Here is a 17807-nt window from a genome sequence, read left to right as displayed (position 1 = left end):
TATCGGGCATAAACGTTTCTGTGCCGGCTTCGATGACGTTAAAAGGAATACCTAAACCCCAGGCTGCTGCAATGGCAGCACCTAAGTTCAGCGAATGCCACTTTGAATCGATGGCGGCATGAGAAGGTAAGGGCACAGGAATATTCTTTTGATCGTTCAGACCCCATTTTAGGGCGATCTGTTGTTTGCCTACGATCACTGCGCGCCCACCATTCTGCAAATGGGTATTGATCAACACAGAATCATGATCTTTCGTAAAGAAAATAACTTCACCATCGGATAGCTCTGCCATCTTCGCGACCCACTCATCGTCTGCATTGAGGACCGCAACCCCAGTTGGAAGTACGACATCCACTTGAGTGCGCGTAATGCTAAAGACTTGGTCTTCATCATAGATCGCATATTCTGGAAAGTTGGCTTTGGGGTTTAGGTTCAGAACCACGCCAACCTGACAGCGGTCATAAGCCAATCCTTCTATCAACATTGAAAGCGAATTGTTTTCAATCACGGCCGCATCTACTGTGCGATTTAGCAGTGTTCTACGTGCATCTTCCCAATTCGCTGAATCGCTTCTTTGCACTGCACGGTTGCCGAAATACAAACCTTTGCTACAAGCTAAGCCGACATTGACATTGGTTAAACGTAAGAAATAGGCAATCATTTCCGCTACAGAAGTTTTTCCCTTTTCACCAGTGATTCCAACTAAAGGGATGCGGAAGTTAGCGCCAGGCGGAAAGAGGTGGTCAGTAATTGCTTTACCAACGGGTTGTGGACTGCCGCTAGCAGGCTTCAGGTGCATTAATAAGCCTGGGCCAGCATTGACTTCGACAATGGCAGCACCTTGCTCTGCAAGTGGTTTGCTGATGTCTTGGGCAACCAAGTCAACCCCGGCAATCTCAAGACCAACTACGCGTGCAGCTAAAGCAACTTGGTAAGCTACATCAGGATGAACTTGATCAGTGACATCAAATGCAACATTGCCATTACTTTGAATGAGAACCTTTTGGTCAAGCGGAGGAATGCTAGTGCCCGTCAGTTGTTGACGAGCCAATTCGAGCTCAACTGCAGAATCAATTCGTACGGGATTGAGAGGGCATTCTTCTGCAGTCCCGCGACGTGGATCTGAATTAATCTGAATCTCAATCAATTCTTTGATAGTGTGTTTGCTATCACCAGTGACCCAAACGGTTTCACCTTTAGCCGCAGCAACCACTTGATTGCCGACAACCAATAAGCGGTGTTCATCGCCAATGATGTGTTTCTCAACTAGTACTTCGCTACCTTCATGGATGGCCACTGCATAGGCGGCTTCAATCTCCCCTTGGGTATAGAGATTAATAAAAACACCGCGACCATGGTTACCATCAATCGGTTTGACAACGACGGGTAGACCAATATCTTGAGCAGCTTCCCATGCATCATCGTGACTCGTGACAGTCCTGCCCCTCGGGGTGGGCACGCCAGCACTAGCTAGTAAGCTCTTAGTTAAATCTTTGTCACGTGAAATGGTTTCTGCGATTGCACTGGTTTGATCAGTCTCCGCAGTCCAGATACGCCGCTGTTTTGCACCATAACCGAGTTGGACTAAGTTACCTGAGGACAAACGAATCGAAGGTATGCCGCGCTCTTCGGCAGCATTGACGATACATGCTGTACTAGGACCGAGTAATAGCTCATCACTGAGCTCGCGCAAGTTTTCAATAATAGTTTTGACTTCAGCCACTGGATCTTTGGTGTCTTGGGCTAGAGCCAAGTAAAGATCGCGGGCATATTGAAGAGCGGTGAGGGTGACTTCTTGATTGATTGCGCTGACAATTACTTTGTAAACGCTACGACGATCGCCATCACGTGCCTTACCAAATCCCCCGGGAATGCCTGCAAGGTTCTGCAACTCTAGAGTGAGGTGCTCCAAAATGTGTGCTGGCCAAGTACCTTCTTCAACTCTTTTGAGAAAGCCACCAGGCTCGCCATAACTACAGCGGTGTTCTTGAAGACTGGGTAAGGCTTTAACTAAGCGATCATAGAAACCAGGTATGAGGTTAGAGGGATAGTCCTCTAAGTCGCCAATATCGACCCAAACCTCGATCACGGGGTGGTAGGTCCACATATTGGGGCCTCTGAGATGCTTAACGCTCAGAATCTCAATAGATTTATCAAGTAATTGGGGCATCGTGGTGCATGGCGCTGGGCTGTAGAGGCTTAGCCTAGTCCGACTGTCTTCCTATTTCTAGTTTTAATTAAATCCACAAAATCAGCAAAAATATGCAAAACGGCTTAGTTGCATAATTTAACGGCTTTGGGCTCCCTAAAGTTGACAATCTCTATAAATAGAAAAAGCCTATGCTCCACTATACTTTTAGGGTCAATGAAGCCTGAAATTTCCCCCCAAACCCCGATTCTTCCGAATGATTGGCAGAGGGTAGTGGGCGAACTCCAATTTCCCATAGGGGATCTTGGTCACGTTTTGGCCTGGGTCGAGCTCGACCTAGACCAAAATCTGCGTTTTGAAAAAAGCCTGTTATTACTATTAGAAAAGAATCTCGTTTGGACCAATGGCAAGGAAGTTCTCAAATTGCCCATTACTTCTGATTGCACATTAGTTCATGGCGACCATGCTGGGGTAGGGCATCTCAAATTAGAAACTCCCTATCGCCTTGAAAAGATTTGGTATTTCACTTTAGCAGTCAATCCTCACGTTCTGCGTTTGCAAGCCAGTTTCAAAAAGATGAATGCAGCTCATCATGTGCATGAAGAGCCTGTAACTAATGAATACGATAAACAAATTTGTCCCGTTTGTTTAAGTCCAAAACCAGCTAACTCGGATTCATGTCCTACTTGCGATCCTGAAGATGACGCACCGCCTTCTACTTGGACCTTATTTAAGTTATGGCGCTTTGCTAAGCCTTATCAAAACAAACTCCTTTTAGGATTTGTGCTGACTTTATTGTCGACCGGCGCTACTTTAGTCCCGCCGTACCTCACGATGCCTTTAATGGATCATATTTTGATTCCTTATGAAAAAGGCCAACCGATTGATTTTCATTTAGCCAGTCTATATTTGCTTGCGCTTTTTGCTGCAGCCCTGTTGGCCTGGGGTCTAGGTTGGTGGAAAACCTACTTACTTGCTTTAGTGAGTGAGCGAATCGGCGCGGATCTACGCAATACGACTTTCGAACATTTACTCAAATTATCCTTGGAGTATTTTGGTGGTAAACGGACAGGGGACTTGATCGCACGCATTGGGGCTGAGACCGATCGCATTTGTGTTTTCTTGTCACTGTATGCGCTCGATTTTGTAACCGATGTGTTGATGATCACGATGACTGCGGCAATCTTAGTTTCGATCGATCCTTTGTTAGCACTGGTCACTTTAGCTCCGCTACCCTTCATCGTGTGGATGATCCATGTGGTGCGCGATAAATTACGCTTTGGTTTTGAGAAGATTGATCGCATTTGGTCCGAAGTGACGAATATTTTGGCCGATACTATTCCAGGTATTCGGGTAGTAAAAGCGTTTGCGCAAGAGGATCGCGAACTCAAACGTTTTGTCGATTCCAATAAACACAATCTACAAATTAATGATCGTGTGAATCGTGTATGGGGATTATTCTCTCCAACAGTCACCTTATTAACCGAGACAGGTCTCTTGGTGGTGTGGGGCTTTGGTATTTGGCAGGTTGCCCATCGACGTATCAGTGTCGGCGTCTTAATTGCTTTCTTGGCCTACATCGGTCGCTTTTATATTCGCCTAGATTCAATGAGCCGGATTGTTTCGCATACCCAAAAAGCAGCAGCTGGAGCTAAGCGTATCTTTGACATCTTGGATCACGTCTCGAGTGTTCCAGAGCCGATTAACCCAGCACCTCTAGCAAAGGTTGAAGGCCGTATCAGCCTGAAAGAAGTGGGTTTTCGTTACGGCAATCGTGCCGTCACCAAAGGAATTAATTTAGAAATCGCTCCCGGTGAAATGGTTGGTCTGGTTGGGCATAGTGGCTCAGGCAAAAGTACGCTCGTCAATTTGATTTGCCGTTTCTATGACGTGAGTACTGGATCGATTGCGCTAGACGGACGCGATATTCGTAGCATCGGTATTGCGGACTATCGCAAGTGCATTGGCTTGGTCTTGCAAGAACCTTTTCTATTCTTCGGCACCATTGCCGAAAATATTGCCTACGGCAAACCTGATGCGACTCGTGAAGAAATCATTGATGCTGCTAGAGCAGCCCATGCCCATGAATTTATTCTCCGCCTACCTTTGGGTTATGACTCCTTGGTAGGTGAACGTGGTCAGTCTTTATCGGGTGGTGAGCGTCAACGAATCTCGATTGCACGAGCGCTACTTATTAATCCTGCCATTCTGATTTTGGATGAAGCGACTTCTTCGGTCGACACTACTACTGAAAAAGAAATTCAGAAGGCGCTCGATAACTTAGTCAAAGGCCGGACAACGATTGCGATTGCCCACCGCCTTTCTACCTTGCGCAAGGCAGATCGCTTGGTAGTCTTGGATAAAGGCGAGATTGTAGAGATTGGTACCCATGATTCATTGATGGAAGCGCAGGGCGCTTACTACCAGTTATACCAAGCGCAAATTCGACAGGCTGCTGAGTTGGTAGAGGGTGGCGCCATCGGTGATACCGTTGAAGAAAATACAGAAGTACACCAAGAAGAGTCTTTGCAAGTAATCGCCAAAAATTTGGGAGGAGGAGTGTGATGACAAATCAATCCCATCGCTTAGAACGAGATGATCTTGGGAGCTTGGTATTGATCGATCATGCTGGTACTCGTCATGTAGGCGTTTATCCCGTTCGCGCTTTTCCCATTACGGCCATTGAGGCTGGTATCGGCCTGATGGATTCCTCGGGTAAAGAGTTGTGCTGGTTTCCCGATACAGCATCGATTCCTCAAAACGAACTTGAGCTTATTCAAGCAGAGCTAGCTACCCGAGAATTTATGCCCGTGATCGAAAGAATTGTGAAGGTCTCTACCTTCGCTACTCCCAGCATCTGGGATATTCAGACTGATCGTGGCCCAACCCGCATTCGGCTAAAGGGTGAGGAAGATATCCGTCGGATCTCTGGTAATACGCTACTCATCTCAGATGCCAATGGCTTGCAATTCCTTATTAAGGACTCAACCGCCTTGGATAAAGGCAGTAAAAAGCTTTTAGACCGCTTCCGTTAAAATTACTAGCTCAAGTCGCCGCTTTAGCTCAGTTGGTAGAGCAGTTCATTCGTAATGAAAAGGTCGCCAGTTCGATTCCGGCAAGCGGCACCACCTTAAATAAGATAAATTTCAATTAAATCAAACACTTAAATGTTTGTATTTACTCTCTTTTGGGCGCTTTCCAGGGGTTTGCAAGGAAATGTTATTAGGGTTATAATCTAGGTATTAACCCTTAGGAGATTACAAATGACTCAACTAATCAACATGATTAACCAGATTTTCAAAGACAGCTCTGCAACTGAACAGCAACTTCGTCATTATGATTTTGACGGCGCATATCGCGGTATGTAATCCAGCGAATGCTGAATAGATAACCACCTTCGGGTGGTTTTTTTTCGTCACAATTTGCCATCTCAATCCAAATGAAGCGCCAATTATGCAAGGGTAATCACTAGTGATGTAAATGAAAATTATTGACTACTGTCAAGTGATTACAACGCAAATTGCATAAAAATTGGTCACCCAAATTCAGCATGAACTTGGATCACAAAATAATTTGAAATACTAGGAGATTACAGATGGGCAATGAGCAAACTTCAGGACCATTAGGCGGCCGTTGGTTTCAGTTACTGATTGGCATTGTATGTATGTCGATGATTGCAAACTTGCAATATGGTTGGACGCTATTCGTTAACCCAATTGATGCTAAATTTGGTTGGGGTCGCGCAGCAATTCAAGTTGCTTTCACCATTTTCGTATTGACTGAGACCTGGTTAGTTCCTATCGAGGGTTACCTGGTTGATAAGTTTGGTCCTCGCCCTGTAGTATTTTTCGGTGGATTACTATGCGGCATAGGTTGGGTGCTTAATTCCCAAGCAGACACCTTGGCCATGCTCTATTTTGCTGCTGCAGTGAGTGGTGTTGGTGCTGGTGCTGTTTACGGTACCTGCGTGGGTAATGCGCTTAAATGGTTCCCTGATCGTCGCGGCCTAGCAGCTGGTATGACCGCTGCTGGATTTGGTGCTGGCTCTGCCGCAACGGTGATTCCGATTGCCAATATGATTGCTAATCAGGGTTATCAAGAGACATTTTGGTACTTTGGTATTGGTCAGGGTGCAATCGTCGTTATCTTGAGTTTGTTGCTTTCGAAGCCTGTCAAGAGTGCTATTACAACTGTTAAGGCTAAAGTTGTTCAGACTCGTAAAGATTTTCGTCCAATGGAAATGGTCAAGCAGCCAGTGTTCTGGATCATGTATTTGATGTTTGTAATGGTGGCTGCTGGTGGTTTAATGGCCACAGCGCAACTCGCCCCAATTGCTAAAGACTTCCAAGTTGCTGGCGTTACCGTCAGTCTCATGGGCTTAGCTTTGCCTGCGCTGACTTTTGCTTTGACAATCGATCGTGTACTTAATGGTCTGACTCGTCCATTCTTTGGTTGGGTATCTGACAAGATTGGTCGCGAGCAAACCATGACCCTGTGCTTCACTTTTGAGTGCTTCGGTATTCTGGGTTTGTACTACCTTGGTCATGATCCAGTGATGTTCGTTCTGTTGACCGGCTTAGTATTCTTTGCTTGGGGTGAGATTTATAGCTTGTTCCCCTCAACCAATGCCGATACCTTCGGTACTCAGTACGCAGCGGGTAATGCCGGCTTGCTCTACACCGCCAAAGGAACTGCTTCCTTATTGGTACCTCTATCTAGCATCTTGATGGCAACGACTGGTGGTTGGGAAGCCGTATTTTGGGTAGCCAGCATCTTGAACGGTACGGCGGCGATTTTGGCCTGGTTTGTATTGCGCCCAATGCGTCGCAAATTGATTGAGCGTTCTGCCTCAATGTAATTTGAGCTACACATCAAAATAAAAGGGCCCACAAGGGCCCTTTTTTTCATCTGTACTGATCAGGTAAAATCTTCACATCATGACATTCCGCAATCGCAAACTCGTCCACTGGATCGCTGCAGTATCGATTCTGATGAGCGCGCTTGCCCCTGCGATTTCTCAGGCAGTAGTCAAAAATGCCAACGGCTTTGCAATGGAAGTGTGCTCCACTTCCGGCAGCAAGATGATACAAATGCAGTCGGATGATTCCGGTAAAGCGGATGTCAAAATGCAGGCCTGTCCTTATTGCCTTGCTCATGCCAGTATTACGCCATCATTTGAGAGCCACATCTCGGTTGACGCGCCTCAAAGCTACGCTTTATTTCCAGCGCTTTTCTATCAATCACCCAAGCCGCTCGCGAATTGGGTAAGCCCTCCCTCAGCAGCTCCTCCAGTACAAGCCTAATTTAGTCATTAGGGCATAGCGCTTGCTATGCATTAGGTAATTCTTGTTGGAGCAGTAAATGAAATTAAAAAAATTAATATTGGCAATGGCATTTCTGATGCCAGCGGTAGAGGTCATGGCTTGTGCTAGTTGTGGGTGCAGTCTTAATACGGATATCGGTACGCAAGGAATGGGTTCTTCCCAGGGCTGGACCTTCGATCTGCGTTATGACAGCCTCAATCAAAACCAGTTGCGCTCAGGGACTGGAAGAATTTCTCAACAGCAAGCGGCAAATACGATCAACCCTAAAACAGGATTACCTGCTGAGGTTGAAGGCTTCACCCAAAATAATTACGTTACCGCATCTATGGATTACAACGATGGTGAAAAGTGGGGTGCCACTATCATTCTTCCTTACATCATGCGGACACATATGACTTATGGTTCGGCTAATGCGGATGATGGGGATGGCGGCTGGCCAACTGGCACCAATGGATACCACTCTCAAGCCAGCGGCTTTGGCGATATCAAAATGATTGCTCGCTACTTTGGTTTTGCTGAACAAAAAGACTGGGGTATTCAGTTTGGAGTGAAGTTACCAACGGGTAATAATTCTCAAACGGTGACAGGTAATAACGGGACCACTCAGGCGGTAGATCGGGGATTGCAATTGGGAACGGGTTCAACCGACGCCATTCTTGGGGTGTATAAGTTTGGCTTTATTCCCCAAACTGAAAACTGGGGTTACTTTGCTAACGTCCAGTATCAGGCGACTGTGAAGCCTACTAACGTTCCATCTAACATTGCCTCACTCAATAGCGTCGCAAATGGCGGCACTGGAGGCTCCTCCTACCGACCAGGCAACGCACTCAATATCAATGTGGGCACAAACTATCAGGGCTGGGATAAATGGGTACCCACTTTGCAGTTCAATTATCTGTATAAGACCGCTGATAGCGGTACTGCAGCGGATACTTGGGCAACAGGGGGCACACTCTTATACGCCACTCCTGGATTGTTATATCAGCTCACTCCTGCAACCCAGGTATATGGAAACGTACAACTACCTGTATATCAGAACTTAAATGGCATTCAGGTAACGCCCACTTTCATTGCATCGATGGGTGTGCGAGTGCACTTTTAACTATTGAGTATTTAGCAGTGGAGTAACGAGTTCTTCAAGAAGTTTGGTATCGACTCTAGCATCACCAGTCATGCCATTCTTTCTGAGGATGCCTTGTTTGTCGATGATGAAGGTGCTGGGGATACGCCAAATGCGCCCGTAGTCTGAGTAATCCATTTGTTTTTTCTCAGCAAATAGAAAGGGGTAGTTCTGCATGATCTGTTTTGCTTGTTGCATATCAGCCGGTTTATCTACGGTGATAGCAAGGACTTCCAATCCTTTGGATTTATTCTTTTTCAGAAAGGCTTCGATGGCTGGCATTTCTTCGCGGCAGGGTTCGCACCAACTTGCCCAAAAATTGACTAAGACCACTTTGCCTTTATTGGCTTGGAGCGAGAAGGGCTTGCCATCAATCAATGTTCCTTCTATATTGGGTGCGGGCTGGCCGACTTCAATTCCGGCAAAAGCAATATTGGCTAGAGCAGAAGTGAGCAACACAAAAAGAATTTGATAGACGCGTGTCATTTGTATGAGTATTTCATGAAATTCCATTTAAGGAGAAGGTAATGATAAAGAATCAAACAGGCTGGCTATTCAGTATTGCATTAATGGCTTTTACTGGATGCGTTCAGGCTCAAGAAGCTAAAGTAGGCTCCATCAAGATTGAGAATGCGTATGTTCGTGCTACAGCGCCAGGACAGCCAGCTGCCGGCGCTTTTATGAAGATTGAAAATGGTGGTACTGCCGCCGATCAATTGGTTTCAGCCAGTTCTCCTGCAGCTGGCGAAGTTCAACTGCACCAGATGTCGATGGAAGGTAATGTGATGAAAATGGGACAGGTTAAAGATATCGTTGTGCCTGCTAACGGATCAGTTGATCTCAAGCCTGGCGGTTATCACATCATGCTGATGAATATCAAAGCACCATTGAAAGCGGGTGAAACTGTGCCAGTCAAACTCAAGTTTGCCAAGGCGGGTGAAGTAGAAGTGAAGTTGCCGGTCAATGCAGTTGGCAGTGGCATGAATATGCACTAAGTCATTCAAACCTAGCCATGAAAAAAGCCCCTATTGCTAGGGGCTTTTCTATTCCTCACTCAGTACACGAAGTGAGAGATTGGCTTAGAGATCTAAATCTAGGTCAGTTACTGCACCTTTACTAGCAGTGCTAGCCAAGCTAGCGTATTTTGCTAAGAGGCCACGGGTATAACGTGGCTTTGGTTTTTTCCAAGCAGCGCGACGCCTAGCAATTTCTTCTTCACTCACATTGAGTTGAATAAGAAGCTTGTGTGCATCAATCGTGACTGAATCGCCTTCTTCAATCAGCGCAATCGTGCCACCCACATAGGCTTCAGGAGCGACGTGACCAACAACCATACCCCAAGTGCCACCTGAGAAGCGACCATCGGTGATCAGACCTACAGTTTCACCCAGACCTTGCCCGACAAGAGCGGAGGTAGGAGCGAGCATCTCACGCATACCAGGACCACCCTTAGGACCCTCGTAGCGTATGACAACCACATCTCCATCCTGAATCTTCTGGGCCATGATGGCCTGCATCGCATCATCTTCGGAATCAAAGACGCGTGCTGGGCCAGTAATGGAAGGGTTCTTTAAGCCAGTAATCTTTGCTACGCAACCCTCAGGAGAAATATTTCCCTTTAGGATTGCTAAGTGACCTTGCTTGTACATAGGGTTGTCTAGAGTGCGAATCACTTTTTGATCAGCGCGGGGTACCGAAGGAACGTCTTTTAATACTTCGGCGATGGTCTTACCGGTAATCGTCATGCAATCACCATGCAAGAGTCCACCATCGAGCAAAATCTTCATGACTTGCGGAATGCCGCCTGCTTCATGTAAATCGGTTGCTAAATAAGTGCCAGAAGGCTTCATATCGACGATGACGGGAACCTTTTTACGAATTCTTTCAAAGTCATCAATCGTCCAATCAATCTCCGCTGCACTGGTGATCGCCAGGTAGTGCAGAACGGCATTAGTTGAGCCACCCACCGCCATGATCACGCTCACTGCATTCTCAATCGATTTTTTGGTGATGATGTCACGTGGACGCAAGTTATTTTTAATTGCTTCTACTAAAACTCGTGCTGATTCAGCGGCGCTGGCCACTTTCTCTTCATCTACGTTAGACATTGTGGAGGAGTAGGGCAGACTCATACCCAATGCTTCGAAGGAAGAGCTCATCGTATTCGCGGTATACATACCACCGCAAGAACCGCTGCCTGGGCACGCGTGTTGTTCTACACCCTTGAGGTCTTCTTCGCTTAAGCGACCCGATGTAAATTCACCAACGGCTTCGAATGCAGAAACAATATTGAGTTCTTTGCCTTTGAAATGTCCGGGCTTAATCGTTCCGCCGTAAACATAAATTGCCGGTACGTTAGTGCGCGCGATTGCCATCATGCCGCCAGGCATGTTTTTATCGCAACCACCAATCACGACAACGCCGTCTTGCCAAAGACCATTGACACAAGTCTCGATACTATCGGCGATCACTTCACGAGAGATCAGGGAGTATTTCATACCCTCGGTGCCCATACCAATTCCATCTGAGACGGTTGGAGTGCCAAACACCTGCGCTTTAGCGCCAGCTTCTTCAAGTGCAATGATTGCGGCATCTGCGAGTTTTTGTAAACCGCTATTACAGGGAGTAATGGTCGAATGACCATTGGCCACCCCCACCATCGGTTTAGAAAAATCCTTTTCCTGATAGCCCATTGCGTAATACATGGAGCGGTTAGGAGCTCTAGCGACTCCCTCGGTTACGTGTCTTGAGCGTTCGTTAAGGCGTTTCATCTACTTAGTACTCCAAAGTGATATTTGCTGAATTTGTAAAGGCTCTATTGTGCCGTGATGTATGTCGAGTCTATTATGTTGCACTGCAATATAAAAGAGTGAATTACATTCCCTCTTGGGCTACTTTGAAATGAAACACTTATCGCTTATATTTCAGTAGGTTATCTTTTAATTGCAATTCGGGTAGAGGAATCTCGAATGTCCATGAGTAGCAAAGTGCTAGATTGATCTGATTTGATGAATACATTCACAGAATTTTTAGAGCTTGATCAGACTGCTTTTATCAAGGCGCGGGAAGCACTTGGTTTAAGCATTCAGGAGTTAGCGTCCAAGGCCTGTCTCTCGGTGCGACAAGTTGAGCAAATTGAAAATGGTGGACAAAGCTCTTTCTACAGTTTAAAGATAAAAAATACTGCTGCTAAAAAAATAGCAAACCTCTTGAAGTTGAATGAAGCATTGATTTTTAAAAGCTCAGATATTGCAGGCGATCAAGACACTCAAATTGATCAATCAACTGTTAATCCTGCACCACAAGAAACTATCGAAACAAGAGAAGCAAAAGAAACAACTGGCCCTACACGACACCGTAGCTCCCTTCTGCGGCGTGATAAATATACGGCCAGGCTTTAACTAAATGAAAAATTTAGCTGCACCACCGATAATTCGCAAGGAAGTTTTTATTGCCGCAAGGGAGAAGCTTGGTCTGAGTATTAAGGAATTATCCCAAAAGGCATGCTTATCAGCACGCCAGATTGAGCAAATTGAAAATGGAGAGCAAAATTCTTTTTATAGTGCCAATATCAAATTTACCGCTGCTAAGAGAGTAGCGGAGCTCTTAAAGTTGAGTCCCGAACAAGCGTTTGACTTTGGAGATTTGGTTTCACAGATGCCAGCAGTAGAGAATCCTAATGCGGCGATCAATGATGGGGTTGAGCCAATTTTGACTCCATCAGTTGCGGAAGAGGCGATCAAAAAGACAAAGCCAGCAAAGACGTTCCATTCACCTTCAGTCAAAATGAAAAAATGGCTACCGATCATGGGATTGATTACGGTTGCTGGATTTGCGTTTGTAATTCTGCAGTCAACCTTTTTTAGTGCCATTATTGAGACAGCGACTACCCCTGTTGAACTGGTAAAAGCAGAATCTGCCACCGCATCTACACCTCCTGAGACTCCAACCGAAGCTAGCCCTCAAACTAACCCAGCACCAGTAGTTGCGGCTGTACCGATTGCTATAGTTGCCTCAAGTCCTGCTGCTACTGAATGTCCAGTTGCTGATGCTAGTGTTGCTAGCTTTAGGGCTGATGCACCCAAGAAGTCTGCTGACATGGTGTATCTCGTTGCTAAGACTCCGCAGGTAGTCTGTGTTCTTGACGCTACTGGTAAAAGCCAGTCTAAGCAATTAGAGCCCGGAATTGGGGCTAGTGTTTATGGCAAGGCGCCTTTGAAGGTCTTGACCGCAGGTTTGAGTCAAGTCGATTTGTACTTTCAGGGGGTAAAAGTACGTCCTGGTAATGCTGGCAACACAATCTTGCTAGAGCCTGCTCCGCTGAGTGCTAATAAAAACGATAGCGATTCTGAGTTACGTTAGTCGGCCCGATTCAGCATTGAAGCCGTTCTTTATAAAGCAGATTCATTAGTCTCACCAGTTCGAATCCGAATCGTTTGATCAATCGAAGTCACAAAAATCTTGCCATCACCAATCTTGCCGGTATGTGCCGCCTTGGTAATTGCCTCTAAAGTAGCTTCCAGTTTATCGCTGGCAACTACCACCTCAATTTTGATCTTTGGTAAAAAATCGACCTGGTACTCGGCACCACGGTAGAGCTCAGTATGGCCTTTTTGACGACCAAAGCCTTTGACTTCGGTGGCGGTAATACCACTCACACCAACTTCAGCTAGTGCCTCACGAACTTCTTCGAGTTTGAATGGCTTAATAATCGCAGTAATGAGTTTCATAGGTCCCCCAGTTTCATTTCATGATACTCATAAGAACTCAGATTGCCTATAGTGTTTGACAGTAATAAGTCAGTTCTATTTAGGCCCTAAATTGCGATGTAATAGGGTAGCGCCAGTCTCGCCCAAAAGCCCGAGTCGTGACCCGAACGCCTGGTGGTGCTTGCCGACGCTTGTATTCATTAAGTTTGATCAGACGAGTCACTTTTTCTACACTCTCAGCATCAAATCCTGCTGCAATAATTTGGGCGATGGATTGGTTTTGCTCCATATAGCGCTCTAGGATACCGTCCAAGACTTCATAAGATGGCAGACTATCTTGGTCGGTTTGATCTGGGCGCAATTCTGCAGAAGGTGCGCGGGTCAGAATGCGTTCCGGAATGACTTTTTGAATACTATTGCGATAAGCGCAAAGGCGATAGACCAGAGTCTTGGCAATATCTTTAATCACAGCAAAACCACCCGCCATATCACCGTATAAAGTGCAATAGCCCACAGCCATTTCACTCTTGTTACCAGTGGTGAGAACGAGTCTACCCGTTTTATTAGAGAGTGCCATCAAGAGCGTGCCGCGCACTCGGGCCTGAATATTTTCTTCAGTTGCATCTGGTTTCAAATCCTGGAATTGCGGCGCAAGTGCATGCTCTAAGGCATCTACTGAGTCACCGATAGCAATCTCGTCGTATTGCACACTCAAGTTTTTAGCAAGTTCACGCGCATCGATCCACGAGATATCTGCGGTATATCGTGAGGGCATCATGACTGCGCGTACTTTTTCTGCGCCTAAGGCATCTACCGCGATGGCGAGGACGAGGGCAGAGTCTACGCCCCCAGATAATCCAATAATGACGCCCGGGAAATGATTCTTATGAACATAATCCCGTACACCCAATACCAGAGCTTGATAGGCCTGTGCCTCTACGCTTAAAGCTTGAACGATCTTGCTGGGCTCGAGATCATGGACAGCATTGACTTTGACAAAACCTAAATCACTCTCGAATTGTGGCATTGCCATCACCAGTTCACCTTTGGAATTCAAGGCAAATGAACCGCCATCAAAAACCAATTCATCTTGACCACCTACCGAGTTCACATAAATTAATGGCATTTTGGTAAGTGCAATATGCTGTCTCAAAACCTCAATACGTAGGGCTTCCTTATTGAGGTGATATGGTGAAGCATTAGCAACCAATAAGATCTGCGCGCCAGCAGCGTGGGCTTGCTGAGCAGGGCCTACATGCCACGCATCCTCACAGAGAATCAGACCAAAGCGCACACCATTTACTTCAAACACACAGGGTGTATTGCCAGGCGTGAAGTAGCGTACTTCATCGAATACTTCGTGATTGGGTAATTCTTGTTTGGCATACCTTGTAATGACTTTGCCATCGCGCACGACGGATGCAGAATTTTGCAGACCTTGAGTCGATTTTTGTGGGTGTCCAACTACGACAGTAAGGCCTGTAAATTGCGCCAAGGATTTTGTCAGAGCTTGAAGGGCATGATCGCATGCTTCAATGAATGCAGGGCGCAGTAATAGATCTTCTGGTGGGTAGCCCGTGAGAGAGAGCTCGGGAGTCAATAATACTTTTGCGCCTTTAGCATAGGCTTCTTTGGCTGCTAAAAGAATGAGCTCAGCGTTACCCTCTAAATCACCCAAGAGTGGGTTGATTTGGGCGAGGGCGATGGATTCTGAGCTCACTCCAAATGACAAGACGCTTTAGGCTGACTTGCTTTCCTTGTTATAGCGCTCAATACCTTCGAGGATCTCTTGGTGTGCTTCTTTAACGCCACCCCAGCCTTTGATTTTGACCCATTTTCCTTTTTCGAGATCTTTGTAGTGCTCGAAGAAGTGTTGAATTTGATTGAGGCGTAGCTGATTCATATCTTCTGGTTTTTGCCAGTGGGTATAGATTGGCAAAATACGATCTTCTGGAACGGCTAATAATTTAGCGTCTTGACCGGCCTCATCCTCCATGAGCAGAATGCCAATTGCGCGGCAACTGACAACTACACCCGGAATGAGGGGGAAGGGGGTGATGACGAGAACATCAACGGGGTCGCCGTCGCCAGCAATCGTTTTATTAATGTAGCCATAGTTACAGGGATAGTGCATTGCAGTCCCCATAAAGCGATCTACAAAAATTGCGCCACTTTCTTTATCTACTTCATATTTAATTGGATCGGCATTCATCGGAATTTCAATAATGACGTTGAAACTCTCGGGGATTTTCTTGCCTGGTTTAACGTTGTCTAAACTCATAAATACTCCAATTAAAGATTAGTAAATACCCTGATCTTATCAAACTAGCAAAGTCATAATTCTGTTAGATACTGATGCAGCTTATGGATTCTGAGCAAAAGCCATAAAAAATCAGGTTTCAGTAGGCACAAGTAACAAAACAAATCAATTTTAGGGAGTTCAAGCATGAGTAATGTCACTTTAGGCTTGTATTTTGCCTTGGCGTGCGGCGTCATAGCCGTGATTTACGGTTTTGTGATGCGCGGCTGGATTTTGCGGCAAAGCACAGGCAATGCCAAGATGGTTGAAATTGCAGAGGCCATTCAACTTGGCGCAGCAGCCTATTTATCGCGCCAATACAAAACCATCGCGATCGTCGGAATAATTCTTACAGCCTTAATTGTCCTCTTCCTCGATATTGCTACCGCAATTGGCTTTGTGGTTGGAGCAGTCCTCTCAGGCGCCTGTGGTTTCATTGGCATGAACGTTTCAGTGAAGGCTAATGTGCGTACTGCACAAGCAGCAACTATCGGTATGAATGAGGCACTCAATGTTGCCTTCAAGGGCGGGGCTATCACTGGCATGCTGGTCGTTGGACTTGGTCTGCTTGGCGTGGGCCTCTTTTTTATGTTCCTCGTTTCGATCGGCGCAGGCAGAGATCTCAATGCGGTATTGCATCCTCTGATTGGATTGGCCTTCGGCTCTTCTTTGATCTCGATCTTTGCGCGCCTTGGCGGCGGTATCTTTACTAAGGGTGCCGACGTTGGTGCTGACTTGGTTGGTAAGGTCGAAGCGGGTATTCCAGAAGATGACCCACGTAATCCAGCAGTGATTGCGGATAACGTCGGTGACAACGTAGGTGACTGTGCTGGAATGGCGGCTGACTTATTTGAGACCTACGCTGTGACCTTGATTGCTACCATGGTGCTTGGCGCACTGATGATGACAGGCGCTCCCATTGCAGCCATTATTTATCCATTGGTCTTGGGTGGAATCTCCATTTTGGCCTCTATCATTGGTTGCTCTTTTGTTAAAGCGTCGCCTGGTATGAAAAATGTGATGCCTGCTTTGTATAAAGGTTTGATTATTGCGGGTGTACTTTCACTGATTGCGTTCTACTTTGCAACCAACTACATCATGCCGGATGATTCTTTAGGGATTCCGGGTAGTCAATGGCGTTTATTTGGTAGTACGGTAGTTGGATTGGTCTTGACTGCAGGTTTGGTCTGGATTACTGAGTACTACACCGGCACTCAATACAAGCCAGTTCAGCATATTGCTGAAGCCTCTACCAAAGGCCATGGCACTAACATCATTGCTGGCCTTGGCATCTCCATGAAATCCACCGCCTACCCAGTACTCTTTGTCTGTGCCGCGATTTTTGCAGCCTACTATTTAGCTGGTATTTACGGTATTGCCGTTGCGGCGACAGCGATGTTGTCAATGGCGGGCATTGTGGTTGCTCTGGATGCGTATGGTCCGATTACAGATAACGCAGGTGGTATCGCGGAGATGGCTGGCTTGCCACAGTCTGTGCGCGACATTACTGATCCATTGGATGCAGTGGGGAATACCACCAAAGCAGTTACCAAGGGTTATGCGATCGGTTCTGCTGGCTTAGCGGCACTCGTGCTCTTCGCTGATTACACCCATGCTTTGGAGGCGATCGGCCAACAAGTGTCATTCGATCTCTCCAATCACATGGTGATCATTGGTCTTTTCATTGGCGGCATGATTCCTTACTTGTTTGGTGCCATGGCAATGGAAGCAGTGGGCCGTTGCGCTGGAGCTGTAGTTGAGGAGGTACGTCGTCAGTTCCGCGATATCCCTGGAATCATGGATGGAACTGGCAAGCCTGAATACGGCAAAGCGGTTGACATGCTGACCTCCGCAGCAATTAAAGAAATGATCGTGCCATCACTGCTCCCAGTGGTAGCCCCCATATTGGTTGGTCTGATTCTTGGACCTGCTGCATTGGGCGGGCTCTTGATGGGTACGATTGTGACTGGCCTATTCGTGGCCATCTCGATGTGTACCGGTGGCGGCGCATGGGATAACGCCAAGAAATATATCGAAGAAGGTCACTTTGGTGGCAAAGGTTCCGAAGCTCACAAAGCTGCTGTTACTGGCGATACCGTTGGCGATCCCTATAAAGATACGGCAGGTCCTGCAGTTAACCCATTAATCAAGATCATCAATATCGTTGCACTGCTCATCGTGCCTTTGTTGCCTATCATGCATTAAT

General features: G+C 46.4%; 14 protein-coding genes, 1 tRNA gene and 1 pseudogene. 10 read left to right on the top strand and 6 right to left on the bottom strand.

What is annotated here, in order from left to right:
• Positions 1-10: 10 nt before the first annotated feature.
• Positions 11-2170: pseudogene (locus Pas1_RS06615) on the bottom strand (cyanophycin synthetase); the annotation flags it as partial.
• Positions 2171-2365: 195 nt separating this feature from the next.
• Between Pas1_RS06615 and Pas1_RS06610 the strand changes: the two are divergent.
• The 6 genes from Pas1_RS06610 to Pas1_RS06585 all read left to right on the top strand — a co-directional run bounded on the left by Pas1_RS06610 (position 2366) and on the right by Pas1_RS06585 (position 8575).
• Positions 2366-4714, top strand: a complete 2349-nt coding sequence (locus Pas1_RS06610; RefSeq protein ID WP_112294825.1) for a cyanophycin metabolism-associated ABC transporter — start codon at positions 2366-2368, stop codon at positions 4712-4714.
• Positions 4714-5184, top strand: coding sequence for a cyanophycin metabolism-associated DUF1854 family protein (locus Pas1_RS06605; protein ID WP_112203372.1), 471 nt, complete (start codon positions 4714-4716; stop codon positions 5182-5184). The genes Pas1_RS06610 and Pas1_RS06605 overlap by 1 nt, the downstream gene beginning before the upstream one ends.
• Positions 5185-5201: 17 nt before the next feature.
• Positions 5202-5277: transfer RNA gene (locus Pas1_RS06600), tRNA-Thr, on the top strand.
• Positions 5278-5744: 467 nt separating this feature from the next.
• On the top strand, positions 5745-7007 hold the full coding sequence (oxlT, locus tag Pas1_RS06595; protein ID WP_112208945.1) for an oxalate/formate MFS antiporter: 1263 nt from the start codon (positions 5745-5747) through the stop codon (positions 7005-7007).
• A 79-nt stretch (positions 7008-7086) separates the two neighbouring features.
• Entirely contained in the window at positions 7087-7452 is a 366-nt protein-coding gene (locus Pas1_RS06590; protein WP_112294824.1) for a DUF2946 domain-containing protein, read from the top strand.
• Positions 7453-7510: 58 nt separating this feature from the next.
• The gene (locus Pas1_RS06585; RefSeq protein ID WP_112294823.1) at positions 7511-8575 is read left to right on the top strand and encodes a TonB-dependent receptor; all 1065 of its coding nucleotides are present in this window, start codon (positions 7511-7513) and stop codon (positions 8573-8575) included.
• Here the strand turns inward: Pas1_RS06585 and Pas1_RS06580 are convergent, their stop codons facing one another.
• Entirely contained in the window at positions 8576-9079 is a 504-nt protein-coding gene (locus Pas1_RS06580; protein ID WP_158525532.1) for a peroxiredoxin family protein, read from the bottom strand. It abuts the gene before it with no gap.
• Between the two features lie 41 nt (positions 9080-9120).
• On the opposite strand from Pas1_RS06580, the gene Pas1_RS06575 reads away from it, so the two are divergent.
• A complete protein-coding gene (locus Pas1_RS06575) occupies positions 9121-9588 on the top strand; it encodes a copper chaperone PCu(A)C (protein WP_112294822.1) in 468 nt (155 codons plus the stop codon).
• Between the two features lie 84 nt (positions 9589-9672).
• Here the strand turns inward: Pas1_RS06575 and ilvD are convergent, their stop codons facing one another.
• Positions 9673-11364 carry a dihydroxy-acid dehydratase gene (gene ilvD, locus Pas1_RS06570; protein WP_112294821.1) on the bottom strand — a complete coding sequence of 564 codons (1692 nt, stop codon included), beginning with the start codon at positions 11362-11364 and terminating at the stop codon, positions 9673-9675.
• A gap of 237 nt (positions 11365-11601) precedes the next feature.
• On the opposite strand from ilvD, the gene Pas1_RS06565 reads away from it, so the two are divergent.
• Entirely contained in the window at positions 11602-11994 is a 393-nt protein-coding gene (locus Pas1_RS06565; protein ID WP_112294820.1) for a helix-turn-helix domain-containing protein, read from the top strand.
• A gap of 4 nt (positions 11995-11998) precedes the next feature.
• A complete protein-coding gene (locus tag Pas1_RS06560; RefSeq protein ID WP_112294819.1) occupies positions 11999-12955 on the top strand; it encodes a helix-turn-helix domain-containing protein in 957 nt (318 codons plus the stop codon).
• Positions 12956-12984: 29 nt separating this feature from the next.
• On the opposite strand, the gene glnK is transcribed toward Pas1_RS06560, so the two are convergent.
• The 3 genes from glnK to ppa form a co-directional block, all read right to left on the bottom strand.
• A complete protein-coding gene (glnK, locus tag Pas1_RS06555) occupies positions 12985-13323 on the bottom strand; it encodes a P-II family nitrogen regulator (protein WP_112203389.1) in 339 nt (112 codons plus the stop codon).
• A 79-nt stretch (positions 13324-13402) separates the two neighbouring features.
• On the bottom strand, positions 13403-15022 hold the full coding sequence (locus Pas1_RS06550) for an NAD+ synthase (protein ID WP_112294818.1): 1620 nt from the start codon (positions 15020-15022) through the stop codon (positions 13403-13405).
• A gap of 18 nt (positions 15023-15040) precedes the next feature.
• Positions 15041-15583 (bottom strand): inorganic diphosphatase, encoded by a 543-nt coding sequence (gene ppa / locus Pas1_RS06545; RefSeq protein WP_112203393.1) that lies wholly within the window; start codon positions 15581-15583, stop codon positions 15041-15043.
• A 165-nt stretch (positions 15584-15748) separates the two neighbouring features.
• Between ppa and Pas1_RS06540 the strand changes: the two genes are divergently transcribed.
• Positions 15749-17806 (top strand): sodium-translocating pyrophosphatase, encoded by a 2058-nt coding sequence (locus Pas1_RS06540; protein ID WP_112294817.1) that lies wholly within the window; start codon positions 15749-15751, stop codon positions 17804-17806.
• The last annotated feature ends 1 nt before the right edge of the window (position 17807 follow it).

This window comes from Polynucleobacter paneuropaeus (genome assembly GCF_003261235.1).
Lineage (GTDB): Bacteria > Pseudomonadota > Gammaproteobacteria > Burkholderiales > Burkholderiaceae > Polynucleobacter > Polynucleobacter paneuropaeus.
The sequence above is the reverse complement of the archived record's forward strand: the minus strand, read 5'-3'. Positions and strand labels throughout refer to the sequence as shown.

Coding starts and splice junctions, on each gene's coding strand:
- Pas1_RS06610 (WP_112294825.1), top strand. CDS start 2,366: ATGAAGCCTGAAATTTCCCCCCAAACCCCGATTCTTCCGAATGATTGG.
- Pas1_RS06605 (WP_112203372.1), top strand. CDS start 4,714: ATGACAAATCAATCCCATCGCTTAGAACGAGATGATCTTGGGAGCTTG.
- oxlT (WP_112208945.1), top strand. CDS start 5,745: ATGGGCAATGAGCAAACTTCAGGACCATTAGGCGGCCGTTGGTTTCAG.
- Pas1_RS06590 (WP_112294824.1), top strand. CDS start 7,087: ATGACATTCCGCAATCGCAAACTCGTCCACTGGATCGCTGCAGTATCG.
- Pas1_RS06585 (WP_112294823.1), top strand. CDS start 7,511: ATGAAATTAAAAAAATTAATATTGGCAATGGCATTTCTGATGCCAGCG.
- Pas1_RS06580 (WP_158525532.1), bottom strand. CDS start 9,079: ATGACACGCGTCTATCAAATTCTTTTTGTGTTGCTCACTTCTGCTCTA.
- Pas1_RS06575 (WP_112294822.1), top strand. CDS start 9,121: ATGATAAAGAATCAAACAGGCTGGCTATTCAGTATTGCATTAATGGCT.
- ilvD (WP_112294821.1), bottom strand. CDS start 11,364: ATGAAACGCCTTAACGAACGCTCAAGACACGTAACCGAGGGAGTCGCT.
- Pas1_RS06565 (WP_112294820.1), top strand. CDS start 11,602: ATGAATACATTCACAGAATTTTTAGAGCTTGATCAGACTGCTTTTATC.
- Pas1_RS06560 (WP_112294819.1), top strand. CDS start 11,999: ATGAAAAATTTAGCTGCACCACCGATAATTCGCAAGGAAGTTTTTATT.
- glnK (WP_112203389.1), bottom strand. CDS start 13,323: ATGAAACTCATTACTGCGATTATTAAGCCATTCAAACTCGAAGAAGTT.
- ppa (WP_112203393.1), bottom strand. CDS start 15,583: ATGAGTTTAGACAACGTTAAACCAGGCAAGAAAATCCCCGAGAGTTTC.
- Pas1_RS06540 (WP_112294817.1), top strand. CDS start 15,749: ATGAGTAATGTCACTTTAGGCTTGTATTTTGCCTTGGCGTGCGGCGTC.